The sequence below is a fragment of the Streptomyces sp. NPDC003691 genome (assembly GCF_053981115.1).
On sequence record NZ_JBSFNQ010000105.1, the window covers coordinates 1 to 20,955 of the forward strand.

General features: G+C 74.8%; 12 protein-coding genes and 1 pseudogene. 9 read left to right on the forward strand and 4 right to left on the reverse strand.

Features of this window, described 5'->3' with window-relative positions:
* Positions 1 to 179: 179 nt before the first annotated feature.
* Both ACWDR0_RS30530 and ACWDR0_RS30535 read right to left on the reverse strand, forming a co-directional pair.
* Positions 180 to 1,403 (reverse strand): hypothetical protein, encoded by a 1,224-nt coding sequence (locus ACWDR0_RS30530; RefSeq protein WP_456355048.1) that lies wholly within the window; start codon positions 1,401 to 1,403, stop codon positions 180 to 182.
* 414 nt (positions 1,404 to 1,817) lie between these two features.
* Positions 1,818 to 2,684, reverse strand: a complete 867-nt coding sequence (locus ACWDR0_RS30535) for an alpha/beta fold hydrolase (RefSeq protein WP_456355049.1) — start codon at positions 2,682 to 2,684, stop codon at positions 1,818 to 1,820.
* A gap of 108 nt (positions 2,685 to 2,792) precedes the next feature.
* On the opposite strand from ACWDR0_RS30535, the gene ACWDR0_RS30540 reads away from it, so the two are divergent.
* A complete protein-coding gene (locus ACWDR0_RS30540) occupies positions 2,793 to 3,272 on the forward strand; it encodes a CGNR zinc finger domain-containing protein (protein WP_456355050.1) in 480 nt (159 codons plus the stop codon).
* 145 nt (positions 3,273 to 3,417) lie between these two features.
* Here the strand turns inward: ACWDR0_RS30540 and ACWDR0_RS30545 are convergent, their stop codons facing one another.
* Entirely contained in the window at positions 3,418 to 4,014 is a 597-nt protein-coding gene (locus ACWDR0_RS30545) for a TetR/AcrR family transcriptional regulator (protein WP_456355051.1), read from the reverse strand.
* A gap of 63 nt (positions 4,015 to 4,077) precedes the next feature.
* Between ACWDR0_RS30545 and ACWDR0_RS30550 the strand changes: the two genes are divergently transcribed.
* The 8 genes from ACWDR0_RS30550 (at position 4,078) to ACWDR0_RS30585 (ending at position 19,803) form a co-directional block, all read left to right on the forward strand.
* Complete coding sequence (locus tag ACWDR0_RS30550) at positions 4,078 to 4,965, forward strand: NAD(P)H-binding protein (RefSeq protein WP_456355052.1); 888 nt, start codon at positions 4,078 to 4,080, stop codon at positions 4,963 to 4,965.
* Between the two features lie 338 nt (positions 4,966 to 5,303).
* Positions 5,304 to 6,170, forward strand: a complete 867-nt coding sequence (locus tag ACWDR0_RS30555; RefSeq protein WP_456355053.1) for a DUF4132 domain-containing protein — start codon at positions 5,304 to 5,306, stop codon at positions 6,168 to 6,170.
* Positions 6,167 to 11,065 (forward strand): DNA-binding protein, encoded by a 4,899-nt coding sequence (locus ACWDR0_RS30560; RefSeq protein ID WP_456355054.1) that lies wholly within the window; start codon positions 6,167 to 6,169, stop codon positions 11,063 to 11,065. The genes ACWDR0_RS30555 and ACWDR0_RS30560 overlap by 4 nt, the downstream gene beginning before the upstream one ends.
* Before the next feature lie 207 nt (positions 11,066 to 11,272).
* A complete protein-coding gene (locus ACWDR0_RS30565; protein WP_456355055.1) occupies positions 11,273 to 12,433 on the forward strand; it encodes an AAA family ATPase in 1,161 nt (386 codons plus the stop codon).
* The gene (locus tag ACWDR0_RS30570) at positions 12,430 to 16,110 is read left to right on the forward strand and encodes a vWA domain-containing protein (RefSeq protein ID WP_456355056.1); all 3,681 of its coding nucleotides are present in this window, start codon (positions 12,430 to 12,432) and stop codon (positions 16,108 to 16,110) included. Before ACWDR0_RS30565 ends, ACWDR0_RS30570 begins: the two co-directional genes overlap by 4 nt.
* Positions 16,107 to 18,023, forward strand: coding sequence for a hypothetical protein (locus ACWDR0_RS30575; protein ID WP_456355057.1), 1,917 nt, complete (start codon positions 16,107 to 16,109; stop codon positions 18,021 to 18,023). The genes ACWDR0_RS30570 and ACWDR0_RS30575 overlap by 4 nt, the downstream gene beginning before the upstream one ends.
* Positions 18,024 to 18,413: 390 nt before the next feature.
* Positions 18,414 to 19,133: a hypothetical protein gene (locus ACWDR0_RS30580; RefSeq protein ID WP_456355058.1), complete on the forward strand. Its 720-nt coding sequence runs from the start codon at positions 18,414 to 18,416 to the stop codon at positions 19,131 to 19,133.
* On the forward strand, positions 19,120 to 19,803 hold the full coding sequence (locus ACWDR0_RS30585) for a Fic family protein (protein WP_456355059.1): 684 nt from the start codon (positions 19,120 to 19,122) through the stop codon (positions 19,801 to 19,803). Before ACWDR0_RS30580 ends, ACWDR0_RS30585 begins: the two co-directional genes overlap by 14 nt.
* On the opposite strand, the pseudogene ACWDR0_RS30590 reads toward ACWDR0_RS30585, so the two are convergent.
* A pseudogene (locus tag ACWDR0_RS30590) lies at positions 19,793 to 20,955 on the reverse strand (hypothetical protein); the annotation flags it as partial. The gene ACWDR0_RS30585 and the pseudogene ACWDR0_RS30590 overlap by 11 nt on opposite strands.

Consider the following 20,955-nt stretch of genomic DNA (forward strand, 5'->3'; position numbering starts at 1 on the left):
GGCCTCGCCCTGCCCTGGCTCGTCCAGGACGGCGACGGACACCTCGGCTACCCGGTGATGGCGGTCGCCCTGGCACTGATCGGCTTCGGGCTCGACGCGCGCCGGGGACCCGGGGACGTTCTCCGTCCGGCCTCCCTGCCGGTCACGGGAAGTTCCGCTGCGGAAGGGAGGCGGGAGGGTCAGCGCTTCCAGACCGTCGCACGCCAGGTCGTCGCGTTTCCGGCGCCGTCGGTGCCGACGGCGAATCCGGCGACCAGCCCGGCGTCGTTGACCATGAACGCCGCGGCGTAGGGGCCGAGGGGCGTCGGCGGCAGCTGGACGACGGTGCCGTCGGGCTTCCACAGCAGGGCCTTGTCCAGCGCGGGGTTGCCGGCCGGCGGCCATGCGTATCCGACGGCCGTCCCCCGGTTGTTGACCCCCAGGACTTCGCCGGCCGCTTCCGCCGGGTTGGCGAGCACCGTCCGGGTGCCGTCCGCGTTCCAGCGGGCCGTGTCCCCGAACGGGTTGTCCTGCAGCGAGGCTCCCACGGCGGTGCCCGCCCGGTTGACGGCGTACCCGCGCCCGCGCCCGGCGTCGCGGACGGTGCCGTCGGCCGCCCAGACCAGGATCCGGTCGTACTCCGTGCTGCCGGCGGCCCGCCCGTGGCCGAGGATCACGCCGTTGTCGGTGATCCGGTTCGTCTTGGCCCCGGTGATCCCGGCCGGCAGGGGCAGCGCGGTCACGGCGCCCGCCTTGTTCCAGCGCACGGGGTGCGCCGGACCACCGGTGCCGTCGCGCTTCTCGGTCCATCCGATGGCCGTGCCCGCGTTGTTGACGCCCGTCGCGGTGCCGCTGTCGTCGCCGGGCAGTACGGGGAGGTCGGTCCGGCTGCCGTCGGACTGCCAGCGCAGCGGCCGGGAGCGGTTGTCCGCAACGGACGCGTCGCCGACGACGACACCGGAGTTGTTGACGGCCGCGGCGTTGCCGTGGCCGGACCCTGCGGGAAGTGCCAGCCGCAGCGGGGCGGCGCCCGGCGTCCAGCGGACGGGGTGCGAGTTGGCCGGGTCGTCGTAGGAGAGACCGGCCGCCCAGCCGCGCTCGCTCAGCGCGGTCGTACGGCTGAACTGCTCGCCGGGCAGCGGCGCCAGCGGGGTGTAGCCCGGGCGTCCGGCGTTCCACCGGATGCCGAGAGGACCGCTGGAGCCTTCCGCGTAGTACTCGCCGACGATCGTGCCGCTGCTGTTGAGCCCCCTGACGAAGCTGTGGAGGCCGCCCTGCGGGATCGGAAGCAGCTGTGCGGTCCGCGGCTTCGGCGACGACTCGGAGGGTTCGGCCACCGCCACGGGTGCCGAGCCCAGAAGAAGCAGAGTGGTTGCCGTCGTGGCGGCAAGGAGGGCAGGGCGGCGTGCGCGCAAGCGGGCCATCCGGATACTCCTGATCTCTTCGATGACACTGGGTGTCAGGCATGGGTATTCCGTCTGTTCCAGGCCAGTAGCTGACCTGCGCCGCGGGCCCAAGTTTTACGCCTCTGATCACCCGTTGACAGCCCGATCTCCGAAACGGCCGGATCCATACACCCGTTCGCATTTTCTTCCGCACTGCCCCGCCGCCCTGCGCCTCCCCCTCCTCACGGGCGGACCCCGCCTCCGGAGGCGGCACCCAGCAGCGCTTCCGGCCCCGCGGCTCCCTCCGCGACCGGCCGGGGGCGAGCACCCCCGCGCCGTCCGCGCACGGCGGGCGGCCGCATCGACTTCAGGCCATCCACGAGGCCCCTGCGGCACCCCTCCGGCACGGGCTCCGCACAGCCGGCCCGGGTGCAACCGCTTACCTGTGCCCGCCTACTTCAGGACCCGGCCGAGGAAGCCGCGGAGGTATCCCGCGACGACGTCCAGGTGGCTCTCCAGGAGGAAGTGGCCGCCGTCGATCAGATGGACCTCGGCGTCCTTGGCATCACGGGCGAAGGCCTGCGCGCCCTCCGGCGCGAAGATCTCGTCGTTGCGGCCCCAGACGGCGAGTACCGGAACCTCGCTGGTGCGGAGGAATTCGTGCAGCAGCGGGTAGAGCGGGCGGTTGTTCCGGTAGTCGCGGAAGAGCGCGAGCTGGATCTCGTCGTTGCCGTCGCGGGAGACGAGGGCATGGTCGTGCTCCCAGGTGTCCGGGCTGACCAGGCTGGGGTCGGGTACGCCGTGGAGGTACTGCCACCGGATGGCATCGAGGTCCAGCGCGGTGCGGACGGCGGGTTCGGTGTCGGGGCCGGGGTTCGCGCCGTAGGCCCACAGGCCGGCCCAGAACGGTTCGACGAACCCCTCTTCGTAGCCGTTGCCGTTCTGGGTGACGAGGGCGGATATCCGCTCGGGGTGCTTGAGCGCGAGGCGCCAGCCGACGGGAGCGCCGTAGTCCTGGACATAGAGGGCGTAGCGGTCGAGGCCCAGCTGGTCGAGGAGTCCGGAGGTGAGTTCGGCGAGGGCGTCGAAGGTGTAGGTGAACTCCGTCGCGGGGGGCGCGTCGGAGTGCCCGAAGCCGAGGTAGTCCGGTGCGATGACGTGGTAGTCGCCCGCGAGGAGGGGGATGAGTTCGCGGAACATGAACGAGCTGGTCGGGTAGCCGTGCAGCAGGACGATCGCGGGTGCGTCCGCGGGGCCGGCCTCGCGGTAGAAGATCCTGTGGCCGTCGACGGTGGCGGTCCGGTGGTGTACCGAGCTCATTTCTAACCCCTTTAGATGCTTGATGTGGTTAGCCATTCGCCATGCAAGCACGGGGTGAGCTAACCTGTCAATAGATTCAATCCGGTTAGAAAAGGAGCGGGGTGGCCGATGGACACGCTGCTGGCGCTGCTCAACAGCAGGCCGCTGGTCAACGGCGAGGAGCGGGATGCCCTCCGCGACCCGGCCGACGGCAGGCGCTGGGCGCGGGAGCACGGCGGCGACGGCACCCTCGCGGAACTGGCACTCCTGCGCGAGGCGCGGGACACCCTGCGGGACATCGTCCGGGGAGAAAGCCCGCCCGCCGCGCTGAACCCGCTGCTCGAAGGAGTCCACCGGACCCCGGAAGTCACCCCGGACGGTATCCGGTGGACACTCACGACTCCCCCGCACGCCCGGCTGGCCGTCGAAGCGGTCCTCGCCTGGGCCGCCGTCGAGCAGGACATGCCCGGCCGACTGCGCCCCTGCGCCAACGACGCCTGCCGCCTGTTCCTGCTCGACCGCAGCCGCGCCAACCGCGCCCGCTGGTGCTCGATGGCGGGCTGCGGCAACCGCGAGAAGGCGCGCCGCCACTACGAACGCAACCGCTGACCCGGGCCGTGCCCCGCCGCGGCGGGACCGGTGCTCAGACGACGCAGCCCCGGGCTCCGACACGGCGGCACGGCGGCACGGCGGCACGGCGCAACCCGAACAGGCCCCGGGCCGCGGCGCCTTCCCCGACCCCGAGTGCCGGCCGCTACTTCAGCCGGCCGAATGCCTCGTCGGCCTCGGCCACGGCCTCCGGATGGACCTCACGGGCGGTCCGGCCGTCGGCGATCCGCTGCCAGTTGGCCCGGGCGAGCACCCGCTGAACCGCGAGCACCTGGGCGGCCCGCACGCGCGCACCGACGCCTTCACCGAGGGCGTCGGCCAGCGCCTCCTCGTCCTCCATCAGGTACCGCGCGAGCCGTCCGGCCAGGCTCGGCGTGGTGAACACCAGCCGGTGGAACGCCACCACCCCGGGCTGGTCGTTGAGGCCGGTGACGGGGTCATGGCGGTCGAGACCGGCCCGGAAGTGCCCGTGCAGGGCCGCCATCGGGCCCGCGCCGGGCTCGCGGTCGCGTACGACCCGCGCCGCCTCGCCCTGGTGGTCCGCGAACCGGTGCAGCACCAGGTCTTCCTTGGTGGGGAAGTACCGGAAGAGGGTCGGCTTGGAGATCTCGGCCGCCGCGGCGATGTCGTTGACCGAGACGCGGTCGAAGCCGCGTTCCAGGAACAGCGAGACGGCCGCGTCGCCGATGGCGTCGCGCGTCCGCTCCCTCTTGCGGGCCCGCAGCCCCGTCGGCTCGCTCATCTAGCCACCGTAACATTCGTTACCCGGTTGCGTTTTTAACCGGGTAACGTTTCCATGGGCGGCATGCATCGGACAGAGACTTCTCCCGTGCTCGTCACCGGGGCGACGGGCCGGATCGGCCGCGCCGTCATCGGCCAACTCCTCGACGCGGGCGTGCCGGTCCGCGCGTTCGTCCGCCGCGCCGAGGCGGCGGCGACGCTGCCCGCACCGGCCGAGGTCTTCACCGGCGATCTCACCGTGCCCGAGTCGCTCGATCCGGCGCTGGACGGCGCCCGTGCGGTCTTCCTCGTCTGGACCGCCCCGCCCGGGACGGCCGCGGCGGTCGTCGGGCGGCTGGCGGCCCGGGTACGGCGCGTCGTCTTCCTCTCCTCCCCGCACCGGACGCCGCACCCCTTCTTCCAGCAGCCCAATCCCGCGTCGGCGCTGCACTCGGCCGTCGAGCGGCTGATCGCGGCCACCGGCATCGAGTCGACGACCATCCGGCCGGGGATGCTCGCGTCGAACTCCCCCGCCTGGTGGGGACCCGCGATCCGGGCCGGCGAGGTCGTCAGGTGGCCCTACGGCGCCGTCGAGACGGCACCCGTCGACGACCGCGATGTCGCGGCGGTCGCGGCGCGGACCCTCCACCGGGACGGATACGCCGGAGGCGACTTCGTGCTCACCGGTCCCGAATCGCTGACCCAGGCCGCGCAGGTGCGCATCGTCGGCGATGCCCTGGGACGCCGCATCGACTTCGAGGAGATGACACCGGACGAGTTCCGCAGGCGGTCGGCGGATACGGTGCCGGGCCCGGTCGCCGACATGCTGCTCGACGCCTGGAGCGCGGCGGCCGGACGGCCCGCGTACGTCACCACCACGGTGGCCGACCTCCTCGGGAGGGCGCCGCGCACGTTCCACCGGTGGGCCGCCGACCACACCACCGCGTTCACGGAGACCGCGGAGGGGCCGTAGCCGCACGAACCCGCCGCCCGCCCGCGGCCCCGGTTCCGCGCCGTACCCCGTCGGCCTCCGGTGCGCGTCCGGCCCCGCCGCCCATGGACCGGGTCCCGGACGGGTGGCCGGAAACAGTCCCCGGGCCGTAGCCCGTCGCGTGCGTCGCCGGTGCCGGGGCGGGTACCGGAGTGCTCCCCGAACCGCCCTCGCCGACCGATTCCCGCACTCCGTCCGCAACTTCCCCCGCCGTTTGTCAGTGTCCGCCGCTAACGTTCCGCTTGTTGTCGCACCGAAGCCGGAAACTCCCGGCTGGACTGTGCTTTCTTCTTGCTGTCCTGAGGCGTGAGGCGGGAATCGTGGGCTGGCTGTCGGCGGGTGACGGGTACGAAGTCGCCCTGGTGGAAGGGCGGGTGGCAGCACGTGCCACCTCGGGTCGGGCGGCGGGGCGGCAGCTGAAATCCCTGCCGCGGGCCCTCAAGGACCATCCCGAGGTGGAGCGGCTGCGGCGATTTGCGGAATGGCTGGATCGGCATGCCGCGGGATGCGTCGCGCAGGTGGACTCCTGGATGGTGTCGTCGCTGCCGGTGCCCACCGGCCTGCTGGCCCGGGTTTGGCCGGACGAGGCCTGGCAGTCGGCCCTGCGCGACCTCGCCGTGGTCGGCGACGACCCCGACGAGGTCGGACTGCTGCGCGGGGCCACCGAGGAGGGCGAACTGCAGCTGGTGAACCTCGACGGCGAAACCGTCCGGCTCTCGCCGCGCACGGTCACCCTGCCGCACCCGGTCCTGCTGCCCGACCTGGACGACCTCCGGGAGTTCGCCGCGGAGCTGGGGGTCGTTCAGCGTGTCGAGCAGATTCACCGGGCGACCTGGCAGCGGCCCGGCGACCTCGCCCCCGGGGCGACCGAGATACGCGAGTTCGCCGGCGGCTCCTTCCGTTCGCGCTTCGCCCTCGCCGCCCGCGCCGGTTCCCTGGGCTACCGCGTCTCGGGCGGCTACTCCACGGCCCGGGTCCGCGACGGCGGCCGCATCCTCGAAGCCTCCGTATGGATCGGGGAGCCGTACTGGGAGGACTCCGTGGAGACCGGCGGCCTGACCTGGCACGGCGAGAACGGCCGTGCGGTGCCGCTGTGCGAGGTGGGCCCGGTGGCCTGGTCGGAGGGGATGCGGATGGCCGCGGCGCTGTACGCCGGGCGTGACATCGAGGAAGGCAAGGACGCATGAGCGGGGAAACGCAGGTGTCGTACGGGGAGATGCTCGCGGCGGGCGCGGTCCTGCCGCCGGACACCGGGGACGCGGGTGAGCAGGCCGTGCCGCTGACGGCGCGCAGCTACCGCCATCCGGGGCTCGACGGCCGTGTGGTGGTGCGGCTGGTGGCCGGTGAGCTGGGCGCGGCGGAGGATCTCGCCGCCGGCTTCCTCGGTCTGGAGCGGGACGGGGAACCGGCCGTGGTCGGTCTGGGGCTGCGGCGGTCGCTGGGCTTCCCCGAGTGGGTGCTGGTGCACCATCCCTCGGACGGGCACCACGCGCTCGGTGTCGTACCGGACCTGGAGCGGGCGGCCCGGCAGGTGAGGTCGCGGCCCAAGTCCGCCCTGGACGCCTATACGGAGATCGGCGCGCGGCTGGCGGCCTCCGTGCCGCACTTCCTGCCGACTTTCTACGAGCAGGCGGGCCGGGTGTTCCTCGCCGAGGAGAACACCACGTACGCGGCGCAGTTGTTCACCCGGGCCCGCAAGGCCGAGTCCGAGCACGGGCTCGACATCGAGGAGGACCGTCTCGACGCGGTGTTCCTCGAATTCGCCCTGGCGGGTGCACTGCCGGTGAAGGTGCTTTCCGGCTACGGCAGGGAGCTGGCCGCCCGGGTACCGGCCGAGGAGGCGCTGCGGCGCTTCACCGGGCTCTGTGTGCGCCGTACCGCGGGTGGCCTTCCGCCGTCCGCGCAGATGGCGGGCGACCTGCGCAAACTGGCCCGCGCCGCGGGACGGGACGTCGAACTCACCGAGCAGGAGTACCTCGCCGAGCTGCTCGGTCTGCCGGCCACCCTGCGTGCCGCGGCCGGCTGGTGGAAGGGCCACCGGGCCGCCCTGGTGGCGCTGGCCGCCCGGGACCGGCGGGTCCGCGGCACCCTGCTGGACATGTTCCCGACGGCCTACGACGACGAGATGCCCCCGCTGTGGCTCAAGATGCTGGAGGACTCCGGCGCCACCGCGGGCCTGTGGGACACCTCGCTGCCCGGGGAGGAGCGGCCGCGGGACGGCACCGCGGGCTGGCTGGACCGTTTCCTGGCCTTCCGGATACGGGCGTGCTCCTGGAGCCGCCCCACCCGGATGCCCGAGCTGTACCCGCTGGTGGAGAAGTGCGTCGGCGTGCTCCGGGCCGAGCTGGGCGCGTCCGCCGGCGCGCTGCGGGTCACGCAGGACGTCGACCTGATCGACCTGCTGCTGTCCCTGGACGTCCCGCTGGCCGCGCCGGACCGCGACGACGACCTGCCGCTCATCCAGTGGGCACAGGGCGAGGGGCACCGGGATCTGCTGTCCCTGGGCGCCGACGCGCGGTTCCACGACGCCTTCCTGAGGGGCGCCGAGAAGTTCGGCAACTACGACAACTCGCTGCACGCCATCCGGCTGCTGGCCGGGTCTCCCGGCGGCCGCCCGCTGCTGGCCCGGTGGGTCGCGGAGGTCGTCAAGCGCTTCACCGTGGCCGGTCTGCCCCAGTTGCCGGACGCGCTGGACCGGCTGAAGTGGCTGCCCTCCGAGGCGCTGGCGCTCGCGGAGGACGAGGTGCGCGCGGCCGTCGCCACCGACCTCGCCCCCGCGCTGGTACGCACCCTGCGGACCGGTCTCTTCGACGAACTCGGCTGGCCCGCCTGGGAAGAGGCGGTGGCCGATCTCGTACCGAAGGCCCAGGTGGAGGATGTGGTCGTCGCCGAGGCATGGCCCCATCTCGTGGTCGCGGGCACGGCCCAGGCCCGGGTGATCGGTGCCGAGGGCACGGTGCTCACCCACGATCTGCGGATCCCCCCGAACGAGCGCCACGGCGACCCGGGCTTCCACCATGTCGACGGCGAACTCCTCGTCTACTGGAACGGCAGCAGCGGTCAGCGCGGCTACTGGCACAGCAGGCCCGACCGCATCGAGTCGCTGGAGGGCCCGCGCGCCACCCGCGGTACCGAAATGGACTACTACCGGGGCAACATGCGGATCTCCCTGCCGCTGCCCGGCGGCGGCCGGACCACCGGCGGGGGCATCGTGCACGCGGGCGACACGACCGTGCCCGAGGAGCGCCGGATGCTCTTCGACGGCACCTCGTACTGGGTGTGGCGCACGGACTCCGACGACCGCGCGGCGCGCGGCTGGTACGAGTACGACCCGGCGACCGGCGACCACGGCCGGATGAGCCTGCCGGCCTTCCTCGCCGACGCGCTGCTGGACGCCCCCGAGGGCAGCAGCTACACGGGCGGCAGGCTGTTCCCCTCCCCCACGGCCGGTTCGGGCCCGGTCTGCGCGCCCGTGCTCGGGATCACCGGCCTGCGCAGGGTGGAGCTCCCGGACGGATCCTCGCGCCTGGAGAACCTCGCCGGGCACACCCTCACGGTCCCGGCCGAGGCCGGTGTGCCGTACACGATGGTGATGTTCCCCGGCGCCGAGCGGCCCACCGCGGTCGTCCGCGGCAGCTGGCGGCTCGACCTGGTGGACGCGGAGGGCGCCGTCACCGCATGGGCGAAGACCGACCGTACGGCGGGCTCCTTCGGCGAGGGCACCCTTCTGCTGCCGCCGGTGCAGTACTGGGAATGCCTGACCGCCCGCGACCCGGAGGGTTCGGCGGGACTGCGGCGCGTCGACCGGGACACCGCCGCCGCCCTGCTGGCGGCCGCCGGGGACGAGGACGCCGAGGCGCTGCACGGCGTGATCCGTTCCCTGCTGCCCGTCACCCACCCCGCGCTGGTGAAGGGCATCGCCGGCGTCGTGCGCTACGCGGCGGCCCAGCAGAGCGTCCTGGACTCGGCGGCGGCCCGGCTGGGCCGGGCCCTGGAGAGCGGCCCGGTCGACGAGGGGCCGGCCGGCCCGCCGGACAGTCTGCTGCGCGACGCGATCAGCGGCCTCGGTGCGGCGGACGGCTACTGGTGGGGCCACGACGACCGGGCGGACCCCGTCTTCCGGGCCCTGCGCGATATGACCCGCGCCGCCGAGGCCACCGACGCCGAACCGGATCCGTCCGGCCGCCGTCTGCACCTCGACGGACCGGAACTGCCCAACGGCGAGCTGGAGCTGTCCGCCCTGATCGCCCGGGCCACGGCGCTCGCCTACCGGGCCGCCCACAGCACCACCGCCGACGAGCACCGCGAGGCCCTGCGGGACCTCCTGGCGGCCTTCGACCGGCTGGAGCTGGGCGGACCCGCGGAGTCCGGGCGCTGGCGCGAGGTGACCCTGCACCTGGACGCGCACCGGCTGCGGATCGCCTCGGGCGACGAGCGGGAGGGCTCCTGGAAGAGCCTGCTGCCCCTGGGGGACGGTGCCTTCGTCGCGGTGACGGGCTACGGGTCGCTGACCGACGACGGCTGCGACTTCACCGGTCTCTTCCACGACCCGGCGGGCCGCTTCACCGCGCCGGAGCCCTACAAGATGCTGTCCTGCGAACCGATCGGCCGGGACGGCCGTACGGTCGGCATCGGGAAGTTCCTGGCCGAACTGTCCGCGCGCGGCCCCGCGCCGTGGTTCCCGGAGGCCGCCGAGGAGTTCGCCCGGCTGACCGGCGTCACCGGGACGATGGCCCGGCTCGTCGTCGCCGGGCTGCCGGGGATCGACGTCAACGAGCGGACTTTCCTCACCGCCGAGGCCCGCGGCATCCTCGGGGTGAAGGCCGCGGCCGCGGCCGTCGCCAAGGACGAACTGGGCTGTATCGACGGCTCCGTGCGCGCCGCCGTCGTGGCCGCCCTGCTGCCCGCCGACCCGGTCCTGCTGTGGACCGAGGGCCCGGACACGGCCGCGGCTGCCGCCGTCTGGAACGCCGGGGTCGGCCGGCGTATCGCCATACCGGAGGAGCTGCTCGGCGATGCCGTCCGCGCCCTCAAGCACTCGGCGTGGACCGTACGGGCGGCTCTGCCCGCGCTGCTGGACCCGGCGGGCTCCCCGCAGCTCAGCCGGGATGTGCGCTGGGAGGTCAACCGCGACCGGGTGCGTCCCGTCGACGACGAGGGGCCCGGCTTCACCGTGGAGACCCTGGTCGGCTCGGTGGCCGTCACGGCCTGGCTGGCCCACCGGCTGCCCGCGGGCGACCCGGTCCGGGCCGCGCTGCCGGCCGCCTGGGACGCCGTACGCGCCCGGCTGGCGGCCCCCGGTCTGATGCTCGACCTCGGCCGCTACATCAGCCTTCCCGACTTCCGGAAGGCGGCGGGTACGCCCACCGAGACCGGCCCGGGATTCGAGCGGTACGGCGCCGTCGTCCTGTCGACCTACGACAACCAGCCCGCCCCGGGCATCCGCGTCGACCTTCTCGACGAGGCCGGTCAGGACCCCCATCTGCCCGCCACGCGCGTCGACGACCACCCGTACCAGGCGGAGGTCGCCCTGCGGCTGATGCACGACCCCCGTTTCGCGGCCCTGCTCGCCGACCCCGGGGAGCCGGTGGCGGGCGATCGCGACGGGTCCGGCACCTGGTGGCCGCAGGACCCGGGCCGCTCCGTGCCCGGCCTGGTCGCCGAGGCGGCCGGAAAGTACGGTCTCGGCGAGGACGCGGCCACGCTGTATCTGATGCTGCTCGCCATGCCCGATCCGACCGACCGGCTCACGGCCCGCTGGACGGGCTGGAAGCCGGCCCGGCTCAAGGCGGCCCGGGCCGAACTGGCGGCCACCGACCTCGTGGTGCAGGCCACCCGGACCAGGGCGGGACGTTCCCTCTTCCTGCCGGGCGGCTGGGCCGAACAGCCGGCGCCCCGGGTCCCGCTGGAGCGCTGGAAGCTGCCGCTGTACGACGTCGTCCACGACGGACACGTCTCGTTCGGCGTGATCGTGCCGGCCGAACCGGCCGCCGGCCTGTACCGGCGGGCCTGGCAGCGGGTCCTCGACGGCGACCCGCCCCGGTTCGAGGAGCTGAAGGTGCAGCGGGGCCGCCGCCGCTGACCGGCACGGAGGAACCACCACAGGCGGAGGCCGCACGGGGGCACCGGCCACCACCGGTGCCCCCGCCCCTCCCGGCATCCGCGCTCACCGGTGCCCCCGCACCGCCCGCACTCCCCGTACCTCCGACGCCCACCGGGCCCACCGGCACACACCGCATCCACCGCATCCACCGGCCGAATCCGACCGCACCGACCAGCAAGGACATCCATGCCCCGCACCACGACGGCACCGACGCCCCCGCCCCGGCAGACACTGCCCGCCGAAGAGCGTCACGCCACGGAACTCGCCTTCCTCGCCGCCCATGACAACGGTCCGCGTCCGCCCGGCTGGCTGCTGACGCCCCGCTCCGTCGTCACCTTCGTCTGCGGCAGCGCCGGTGAAGCCCTCGAACTCCCCGAGCCCCATGAGACGCTGCCCCGCAAGCTCGTCGTCGCCCCGAAGTTCGTCGGCGAACGCGCCCTGGTGGAACGGTGTGTGGTCACCCTCGCCGGAGAGCGCGGCCTGCTGCTGGTCGGTGAGCCCGGTACGGCCAAGTCGATGCTCTCGGAGCTGCTGTCGGCGGCCGTCTGCGGCACCGCCGCACTGACCGTGCAGGGCACCGCGGGCACCACCGAGGACGCCCTGCGCTACGGCTGGAACTACGCCCTGCTGCTGGCCCAGGGGCCCACTCCGCAGGCCCTGGTGGACTCGCCGGTCCTCGCCGCGATGCGCTCCGGGCGGGTGGCGCGTATCGAGGAGGTCACCCGCTGTCTGCCCGAGGTGCAGGACGCCCTGGTGTCGATCCTCTCCGACCGGCGGATGAGCGTGCCCGAACTGTCCGGCACGGCCGAGGCGCAGATATCCGCCGCTCCCGGGTTCACGGTCATCGCCACCGCCAACCTGCGCGACCGCGGTGTGTCGGAGATGTCCGCCGCGCTCAAGCGCCGCTTCAACTTCGAGACCGTCGACCCGATCGCGGACGTCGAGGCCGAGACCGCGCTGGTGAAGCGCCAGGCCGTCGCGGCCGTCGAGCGCGCGGGTGCCGCCTTCGGCGTCGACGACGCGGTGCTCGACGTCCTGGTGACCGTCTTCCGGGACCTGCGGGCCGGGCGCTCGGCCGAGGGCTGGGACGTGGAGCGTCCCGGCACGGTGATGTCCACCGCCGAGGCGGTGCAGGTCGCCGTCTCGCTCGGCGTGTCCGCCGCCTATCTGCCCGCCGGGGACTCCCTCGACCTGGTCCCGGGCCATCTGCTGGGCGTGGTCCGCAAGGACGATCCCGGCGACCACGCGCGCCTCCTGGGCTACTGGGACGGCCCGGTGCGCCGCCGCGCGGAGGACGGTTCGCCGACCTGGCGCCGCCTGTGGGACCTGCGGGAGAACCTCCGGTGACCTACGCTCAGGACGCGGGGGCGGCCGCCGTCCGGGATCCCCGGACGGCACTCGACGCCCTCGCCGACTCCACGGTGCCGTACCTGCTGGGTGTACGGCACCACAGCCCCGCGCTCGCCGCGGCCGTGCCCGCGCTGCTGGACGCGGCCGGTGCCGAAGTGGTCTGCGTGGAGCTGCCGGCCGACTTCCAGCCGTGGCTCGTCCACCTGGGCGCGCCCGGCACGGTCGCGCCGGTCGCCCTCGCGGGCGCCGGCCGGGGCGGCCGGCTCGGCTTCTACCCGTTCGCCGACTTCTCCCCCGAACTCGCCGCGGTCCGCTGGGCGCGGGAGCGGGGTGTGGAGGTCGTCTGCTGCGATCTGCCGATGGGCGACGCCGCCTGGGACGGCCCGGACCCGGATCGGGCCGGGGACCCCCGGGAACCGGCCGCCGGGCCCGCGCCCACGTCCTTCGCGCAGGCGCTCACCGCCGCCGGGACCGGCCGGGCCGGGGACGACCTGTGGGACCGCTCCGTGGAGGTGCGTGCCCCGGGCTCCGCACCCGAGGCGCTGCGCCGGGCCGCGCTGGGCGTGGGCTGGGCTCTGCGCCAGGACGCCGAGTCGTCCGGCGGGGTGGACGCCGTGGACCTGGCGCGCGAGGCGTATATGCGGGACACGGTCGCCCGCGCGGCGGCGGACGGCCGCCGGGTGGCGGCGGTGATCGGTGCCTTCCACGCTCCGGCGCTGGCCGGCGGCACCACCGGGCATCCTCCGGCCGACGGCACGGCCGGGCAGCAGGCGCCGGCCGTCCGCGGGGCGGCGGCACGCGGTGCCGCAGCGGCGGAAACGGTACCCCCGGGGGACGCCGCCACCGTGGTCACCTCGCTCGTCCCGTACGGGTTCGAGCTGCTGGACTCCCGGTCCGGCTACCCCGCCGGGATCCGCGATCCGCGCTGGCAGCAGGCGGTGTTCGGCGCCGGGGGCGATCCCGGTCTGCTGCACGACGCCGCGGCCGGGACGATCACCCGTGTCTGCCGGGAGCTGCGGGCGGCCGGTCATACGGCGGGGACGGGCGAGGCCCGGGAGACGCTCCGCGTGGCCTGCGATCTGGCCCGGCTGCGCGGGCTCCCGGCCCCGGGCCGCAGCGAGGTCCTGGAAGCCGTCACGGTGGTACTGGGCCAGGGCGAACCGCTCGGCCGGGGCCGGGCTCTGGCCCGGGCCCTGGAAGTGGTCCTGGTCGGCACCGAGCGCGGCCGGGTCGCGCCGGGCACACCGCGCTCCGGGCTCGGCCCGTCCGTCGAGGCCGAGCTGACCGAACTGCGGCTGCCGGGTCCGGACGACCCGGCACCGCGCGAACTGCGTCTCGAACCGGTGCGTTCGGCCCTCGACAACCGGCGCGAAATCCTCCTTCGACGGCTGGAGGTGTGCGGGGTGGGATACGGCGAGCCGGTGGCGGTTGCCGGTACGGGCGACGCCACCGCGCTCTCCTCCCGGTGGCGGCTGTCGTGGACCCCCTCGGTACCGGTCCGGCTGGACCTGGCCGGGGTGCGCGGTGTGACCGCCGCACTCGCGGCGGAGGGCACCCTGCGGGAGACCTTCCGCCGGGAGTCGGCCGACGGCGGCCCCACCTGCGCCCTGATCCTGACGGGGCTCCGGGACGCCGCGCGCTGCGATCTGCCCGCGCTGGTCGGCCGGCGGCTCGCCGAGGCCGCCGAGGTGCTGCCCGCGTCCGCGACGATCCCCGAGATCCTCGGCGCGCTGGATCTGCTGGAGGCGCTGCGCCGGGGGCATCTGCCCGGCACGACACCCGAGGACATCCGGACCGCGGGTGCGCTCGCCGCGGACCTTCTGGAGTCGGCGGTACGGTCCCTGCCGGGGCTGGCGGGCAGCGACGACCCGGAGGAGGCGGCCGCGCTGGTCGCCCTGGCGGCACGCGCCGGTGAACTCCGCCTGGGGCTGCGGATGGACCGGGCCCTGGCCGACCTCGCGGACTCCGCGTCCCCGCTCGTCCAGGGCGCCGCTCTCGCCTGCCGGGTGCTGTTCGACCTGGACGGTGCCGAGGCGCTCGGCGCCAGGGCCGCCGGGTGGATCGACACGGCCACCGGTCCCGACGCGCGGCGCGCGCTCTCCCGCCGGCTCGTCGGACTGCTCACCGGGGCAGCACCGCTGCTCCAGTCCTCCCCGGGCGCCCTAGACCCGCTGCTCGACCGCATCGACTCGCTCGGCGACCGGGCGTTCCTCGACCGGCTGCCCGCGCTGCGCGGCGGCTTCGACACCCTCACCCCGGCGGGCCGCGAGCGGCTGCTGCACACCGTGACGGAACGGCTGGGCGACCGTCTCGACCTCGCGCTGGGCGCCTCCCCGCAACTGCTGGCCCTGTGGACGGCGGCGGACGAGGCGGGGCGTTCGGCGGCGGAATCCCTCCGGCCGGTGTCCCCGCCGCGCCCGTCCCCCGGAACACCGGCCGCCGGAGCCGCCCCCGCGGCACCCGCCGCCGGGACCGCACCCGCAGCACCCGTGACACCGGCGCCCGGGTCCGTCGCGGACAAGCCGCACGAGCCGGACAAGCCGTACGACGACGGCGTACCGCGGCTGTCGGCGGCGGACCGGTGGCGGCTGCTGCTCGGCAGGGAACCGGAGCGGCTTCCGGCGGACGCCCTCCGTTACGCGCACGCGCTCGACGAGCTGTACGGCAGGGGCCGCGGGGAGGGCTCCGCGGACCTGGGAGGCGGTCCCGGCGGCGGGCAGGAAGCCTCCTTCCCGAGCGCGTGCGAATGGGCCGAGGAACTGCGGGCGCTGTTCGGTGCGGAGGTGCGTGAGGAGGTCCTGGCCCGCGCCGCCGACGGGGGACGCAGCGATGTGCTGACCGAACTCGACCCCGACGCGGTCCGCCCGTCCGTCGGGCTGCTGACGTCCGTGCTGTCGCTGGCGGGCGGGCTGCCCGAGCAGCGGCTCGCCCAACTGCGTCCGCTGGTACGACGGCTGGTCGACGAACTGGCCAAGGAGCTGGCCACCCGGATGCGTCCGGCGCTGACCGGTCTCGCCACCCCTCGCCCGACCCGCCGTCCGGGTGGCCGGATCGACCTGCCGCGCACGCTGCGGGCCGGTCTGGTCAACGCCCGCAGGACGGCGGACGGCAGGACCGTGGTGGTTCCGGAGCGGCCGGTGTTCAGCACCCGTTCGCGCAAGGAGGCGGACTGGCGGCTGATCCTGGTGGTCGACGTGTCCGGGTCCATGGAGGCCTCCGTGATCTGGTCGGCGCTGACCGCGGCCGTACTCGGCGGTGTCCCCACGCTCAGCACCCACTTCCTGGCGTTCTCGACGGACGTCGTCGATCTGACGGACCGGGTCGACGATCCGCTCTCCCTGCTGCTGGAGGTCCGCGTGGGCGGCGGCACCCATATCGCGGCCGGGCTGGCCCACGCCCGCTCCCTGGTGACGGTCCCGAGCCGGACCCTCGTGGTGGTGGTGAGCGACTTCGAGGAGGGGTACCCGCTCGGCGGGCTCCTCGGCGAGGTCCGGGCCCTCGCGAATTCGGGGGTGCATCTCATGGGCTGTGCCGCGCTGGACGACCACGGCACCCCGCGCTACTCGGTGCCCGTCGCCGAGCAGTTGGTCGCGGCCGGTATGCCCGTCGCCGCCCTCAGTCCCCTCGCCCTGGCCCGCTGGGTGGGCGATCGCCTCCGCGGAGAATCCCGATGAACCCCGAACTCCCCCCGACAGCGCCGGAAGTGACCGCCGCCGCCGTGGCGGGTCTGACCTCCCGGCTGCTCAAGAAGCTGGACGCCGCGGTGGAGGCCTACGCGGCCCTTCCCGTCGTTGTGACGGGCACCGAGCGGCGGGTGCGGTGCGGTGCGGACGCGGAGGTCGTCCTCACCCCCGGACCCTCCGGAGCGGTCACGGACGACGGGCAGGCGGTGTGCAGCTGCCTGCTGGCGCCGAGGTGCCTCCACCGCGCCGCGGTACTGAGCGCCTGCCCGGTGGCCGACACGGAGACGGCGCCGCCCCTGCCGGACACGGCGGCCGACGATGGCGCCGTACCGGACCCCGGTTCCGCTTCGGCAGCGCACCCGGCCACGGGGACGGCGGACCTCCCGTCCGCCCCCGTACCGGAGCCGGGCGGCTCCGGCGCCTCGTCGCGGACGGACCTCACCACCGTGCAACGGGCCGCCGCACAGGCGCTGTGGACCGCGGCGGCGGCGGTCCTGGCCGCCGGGGTGCCCGCGGCGGGCGCGGTCGCCCAGGCCGAGCTGCTGCGGGCCTCGCACTCGGCGCGGCTCGCCGGGCTGTACCGTGCGGAGGGCGCGGCCCTGCGCGTGGTGCGCGGGCTGCGGGGCGCCCGATCCCGCCATGACGGCCACCGGCTGGCCGACCTCGTCGGCGATCTGCGTGAACTGCTGCTGACCACGGTCCGGCTGACCGCGCCGGAGCCGGACCCGGCCTGGGTCGGGTCCGCCCGCCGTACTTACCGCCCGGAAGGGGCGCTGCGCGTGCACGGCGTGTGCCGGGAGCCGGTGATCTCGGCGACCGGGTACGGCGGCGTGGTCACCCATGTCATGACCGACGACGGACGCTGGTTCACCGTTCCGGACGTCAAACCGGGCGGTGCCGCCCGGGCCCGCGGTGCCGCGACGGCCACGGTCGCGCTGGGCTCGGGCAGTCTCGACCACGCCCGGCTCTCCCGCGGCGGGCTGCTGGTCTCGGGGGCGACCCTGTCGCCGGACGGCCGTCTCGGAGCGGGCAAGGGAGTCCGGGCGACGCCGGTCCCGGGCCGGTCCTGGACCTCGGGTCCGCTGGCCGCCCTGTTCTCCCGGCCGCTCTCCGAGGCCGTGGGCCACGGCCCCGCGAACGAGCCGGTGGACGACCCCGACGCGGCGGGGCAGCCCTCCGGTGAACTCATCGGCTGCGATCTGGTGGTCGTCGGAGCGTTCAACGACCATGTCCTCGCGCGGGAGCTGCCGCCCGCGGGGACGGACCGGGAGGGCCTGCTGATCCGGCTGCTCCCGGCCCATGGCCATCCCGATCTGGCGCACACCGTGAACCTCCGCCGGCTGGCGTCCCGTCCCGGACTGCGGCTGCGTGTGGTGGGCCGTCCGGATCCCGACCGTGCCGCCACCCTCCGGCCCCTGGCCGTCGGGCCGCTGCCGGGCGACGACACGACGACCCTGCGTCTGCCGGCGGAGTGGCAGGGCCATGCCGACCTGGGCTACGACCGCCTCGAAGGCGTCCATCTGCCGTCCGGTGACGCGCTGCCGGCCCCGGCCGGGCTGCCCTCCGTCCCGCCGGACCCGGTGGCGGAGGCACCGCTGTGGCGGCTGCGGCGGCTGGTCGAGGTCGCCGTGTCGGGCGGCCGCCGGGCCGTCGCCCAGCCCGCACGCGACGGCGACCGCGCCGGAGCCGCCGCGGCCCTGCGCCGGGTCGGCTTCCGCACGGCGGCGGAGCTGCTGACGGAGCTGGCCGCCGAAGCGGACCGGCGCGGCCGCGACGTCTTCGGCCGCACCGAGGAGGCCGACCCCGGCGCGTACGCACGCGCCTGGCTCGCCGCGGCCGTCTATCTCACCGGCACCGAACGGGCCCTGGTCCGGGCGACCTGGCAGGGCGACGGACCCGGCTGAGACGACCCCGGCCCGGCCCGCGCAATCCCCGCGACGGCCGCGGCCGGGTTCACCGTCCCCGGACCGGTTCGAGTGCGAGCCGGCCCGGGGACGACCCGAAGGGCCGGGAGACCCCCGGCCCCCGCGCCACGGCCGGGCTTCCGCCGCGGTCCATGCGTCTGCCCGCTTCCGTGAACTGCCCGGGCCGGACACCGGCCGCGGTACGAGCATCACTCGGTGACGAGGAGCGCAGGTCACCGATCTGCGCAATGCCGGGTCCGGGGCGCGGTCCGAAAACCATTCGCGATCCCAGGGGGTTCGAGCCGAGACTGACGGGTCGTTCACCTGGAACAGAGAGAGTGGTCCGCGCTGACGTACAACCGTGACACCCTGCCCTTCCCCGACAACCGGGTGCCCTCTGTCGGCTACGAGTCCATCCGGAACTGGGAGCTATTCGATCCGGCCCGCCACCCGTTCGCCTGGGACAAGGACGAAGAAGCCCGCCTCCGCTCGCTGATCCGTGAGTGGGTGCCGCCGGTGCTCTCCGGAATGGCCGGCGGCCGGCAGGGTGAGCACTGGTTCGAGAGTCAGGCGGACGCGATCCTCCGGGAGCGATACGGCCCCTGGGCCTGGGGATGGAGCTGGTGCTACTACCACGGCGGACCCATCGGCAACTGGGGCGGGCCGAGCTCGGTGACGACACCTGACGAGACCGCGGAACGCGTCGTATCGGCGCTGCTGGAGTGGCGGGAGTGGCTGGAGCTGACGGCCCGGCGCTTCGCCGAGCTGGCACCGCCGCCGGGCATCTCGCCCGAGGACCGCAGCTGGCATCTGGAACGGGCCTGCGTCCGGCTCGTGACCCACGCGGTGGATTCGGGTGCGGACAACGGCTGGCGCGGCCAGACGTCGATCGTCCTGGGCTGGTTCCTCACCAGTATCGGCATGGACCGGTCCGAAGCCGCGCGGGCAGTGGAGAGCGCGATCGGCGGCCGGTTCGAGAGCTGGGTATACCCGGAACGGACCGTGGTCGATTCCGTCGGCGAGGACCTCGCCGTCGGTCTCACCGGCCACGCCCCGTACCAGGACCACCGTGAGAGGGCGGCGCTGGAGGATCTCCATGACCGCCGCTGACAGCCTTTCGGTCTGGCTGCGCGTACGCCGCGAGGCCGACTGGCAGCGCGCGCCGGCCCTGCGGCGGGTGCCGCCCGGCCCCGACGGGTTCCGGGACTGGTGCCGGGGTCCGGTGCGCCGGCGCGATCCGGTACGCGCCGAACGTCTGCTTGCCGCGCATGCCCTGGCCCGGGAGGACGCCGTACGCCGCCCTCCACTGGACTTCACCGTGCTGGCGGGCTGGCAATGCGAAGTCCTCGCCGCACCGGAGGCACCGTTCCGTGCGAGCGACGCCTACGCGAAAGGCGGCCGCGAGCGCTACGGCCTCACCTCTCGTACGCAGGCCGATTTCGACGCCTGCCTGCGTGAGACGACCGACCCGGCCGTTCCCCTGGCCGCCCGCGCGGCCCGCGCCTATCTGGATGTGGCGTTCTTCCATCCCTTCACCGACGGCAATGCCCGCGCCGCGCTGTTGACCCTGGTCCATGTCCTGGACCGGGAAGACATCGTCCTTCCCGAGGTCGGTCCTCTCCAGACCACCCGCTACGCGGACGACCCGGCGGGCGCCGCCGGCCTTGCCTCTCTCATCGGGGTGCTCAACCGCCGTCGGCGCCGAAGCACCGGCCGGCCCCCGGCGGAAGGCCCCACGACCGGTCCCCGCGGAGCGCGTACGGCGACTCTCAGCGGCTGATGACGATGGTGAGATACGGCTCGCCGGGACCCGGCGGACGGGCCCATGACCGGGTGACGACGCTGTGCAGCGGGCCTTCCAGCAGGGCGGTGCGGGGCAGTGTCAGTCCCAGGGCCCGCCCCACTGCCTCCAGTGCGCGCCGCGCCCCCGGCAGGCCGCGGGCCGGGGTGCTCCCGTCGTCCGCGTCCCTTCCGTGGTTCCCGTCGCCCCGCCACTCCGCGGTCGTTGCCGGGAAGCCGTCGAGTGCCAGCCACGGCGGTATCTCCCCGGTCCAGTGCGGCTCGGTGTCCCCCTCCGTCACGGAGAACGTGCACACCTCTTTTCCGTCGGCCCCGACCGAGAGATGGAAACGCGTCCGGGTCCGGTCGCGCGTGTCGATGCTGTGCCAGACGACCACCGCTCTGGTCCCCTCCGACGCGGCGGCGGCCGGAGAGACGAAGCGTCCTTCGTCGAAGCCCCCCGGAGTGCTGTCGAAGGCGAAGCTCCACCCGGGGGCCGCCTGTCCGATCCGGGCCAGGGCCCGGTCGTCGTACGACGTGCTGCGGAGCCCCAGGCCCAGCCGGTACTCCGTGTCCCAGCCGCTGAGGGGCGGATACAGCCCGTCCGGGCCGGGCGTCATATCCCCTTGCTGCCGTCCGCCGGGGCCGGGACCGCCGCCGCCGGGGTCCTTCAGACGGGCCGCCAGGCCCGCCGGGTCGGGGTCCGCCGCGAACACGGCCCGGTAGCCGTCGCGGAACCGGTCCGGTGCCGCGTCCTCCAGCCAGGCCAGACCCACCGGATCGTCGCCGGGGGCCTCCCCGGCGGGCCCGGGTGAGGCGGCGGGGAGCTGTGCGAACCCGGCCCGGGGCAGGGCCAGCAGCGCCCGTGCCCGTTCCCGGGTGATCAGCGGACCGAGGACCGGATCCGCGAGCAGGCCCAGGGGTGCCAGATGGTCGGGGCCCAGCGGCCGCCAGTGCGGGAGCGCGGCCCACAGCAGCCGCCATGCTTCGTTCCACCGGCCCCAGCGGGCCAGTGCCCGCGCCCGTTCGGCCGCCTCGCCGAGCGGGCCGTCCGCCGTGAAGCGGTACGTGCCCGCGCGCGCCGCCCGCAGCGCCTGCTCCGCCCGCTCCCGTTCCTCGGGCGTCGTACAGCGGGCGAGCAGCGGCCACGACC

What these genes read in the sequence shown, in the direction of transcription:
- ACWDR0_RS30565 (WP_456355055.1), top strand. Translation starts at nt 11,273, where the DNA reads ATGCCCCGCACCACGACGGCACCGACGCCCCCGCCCCGGCAGACACTG.
- ACWDR0_RS30560 (WP_456355054.1), top strand. Translation starts at nt 6,167, where the DNA reads ATGAGCGGGGAAACGCAGGTGTCGTACGGGGAGATGCTCGCGGCGGGC.
- ACWDR0_RS30545 (WP_456355051.1), bottom strand. Translation starts at nt 4,014, where the DNA reads ATGAGCGAGCCGACGGGGCTGCGGGCCCGCAAGAGGGAGCGGACGCGC.
- ACWDR0_RS30535 (WP_456355049.1), bottom strand. Translation starts at nt 2,684, where the DNA reads ATGAGCTCGGTACACCACCGGACCGCCACCGTCGACGGCCACAGGATC.
- ACWDR0_RS30585 (WP_456355059.1), top strand. Translation starts at nt 19,120, where the DNA reads ATGACCGCCGCTGACAGCCTTTCGGTCTGGCTGCGCGTACGCCGCGAG.
- ACWDR0_RS30575 (WP_456355057.1), top strand. Translation starts at nt 16,107, where the DNA reads ATGAACCCCGAACTCCCCCCGACAGCGCCGGAAGTGACCGCCGCCGCC.
- ACWDR0_RS30540 (WP_456355050.1), top strand. Translation starts at nt 2,793, where the DNA reads ATGGACACGCTGCTGGCGCTGCTCAACAGCAGGCCGCTGGTCAACGGC.
- ACWDR0_RS30530 (WP_456355048.1), bottom strand. Translation starts at nt 1,403, where the DNA reads ATGGCCCGCTTGCGCGCACGCCGCCCTGCCCTCCTTGCCGCCACGACG.
- ACWDR0_RS30550 (WP_456355052.1), top strand. Translation starts at nt 4,078, where the DNA reads ATGCATCGGACAGAGACTTCTCCCGTGCTCGTCACCGGGGCGACGGGC.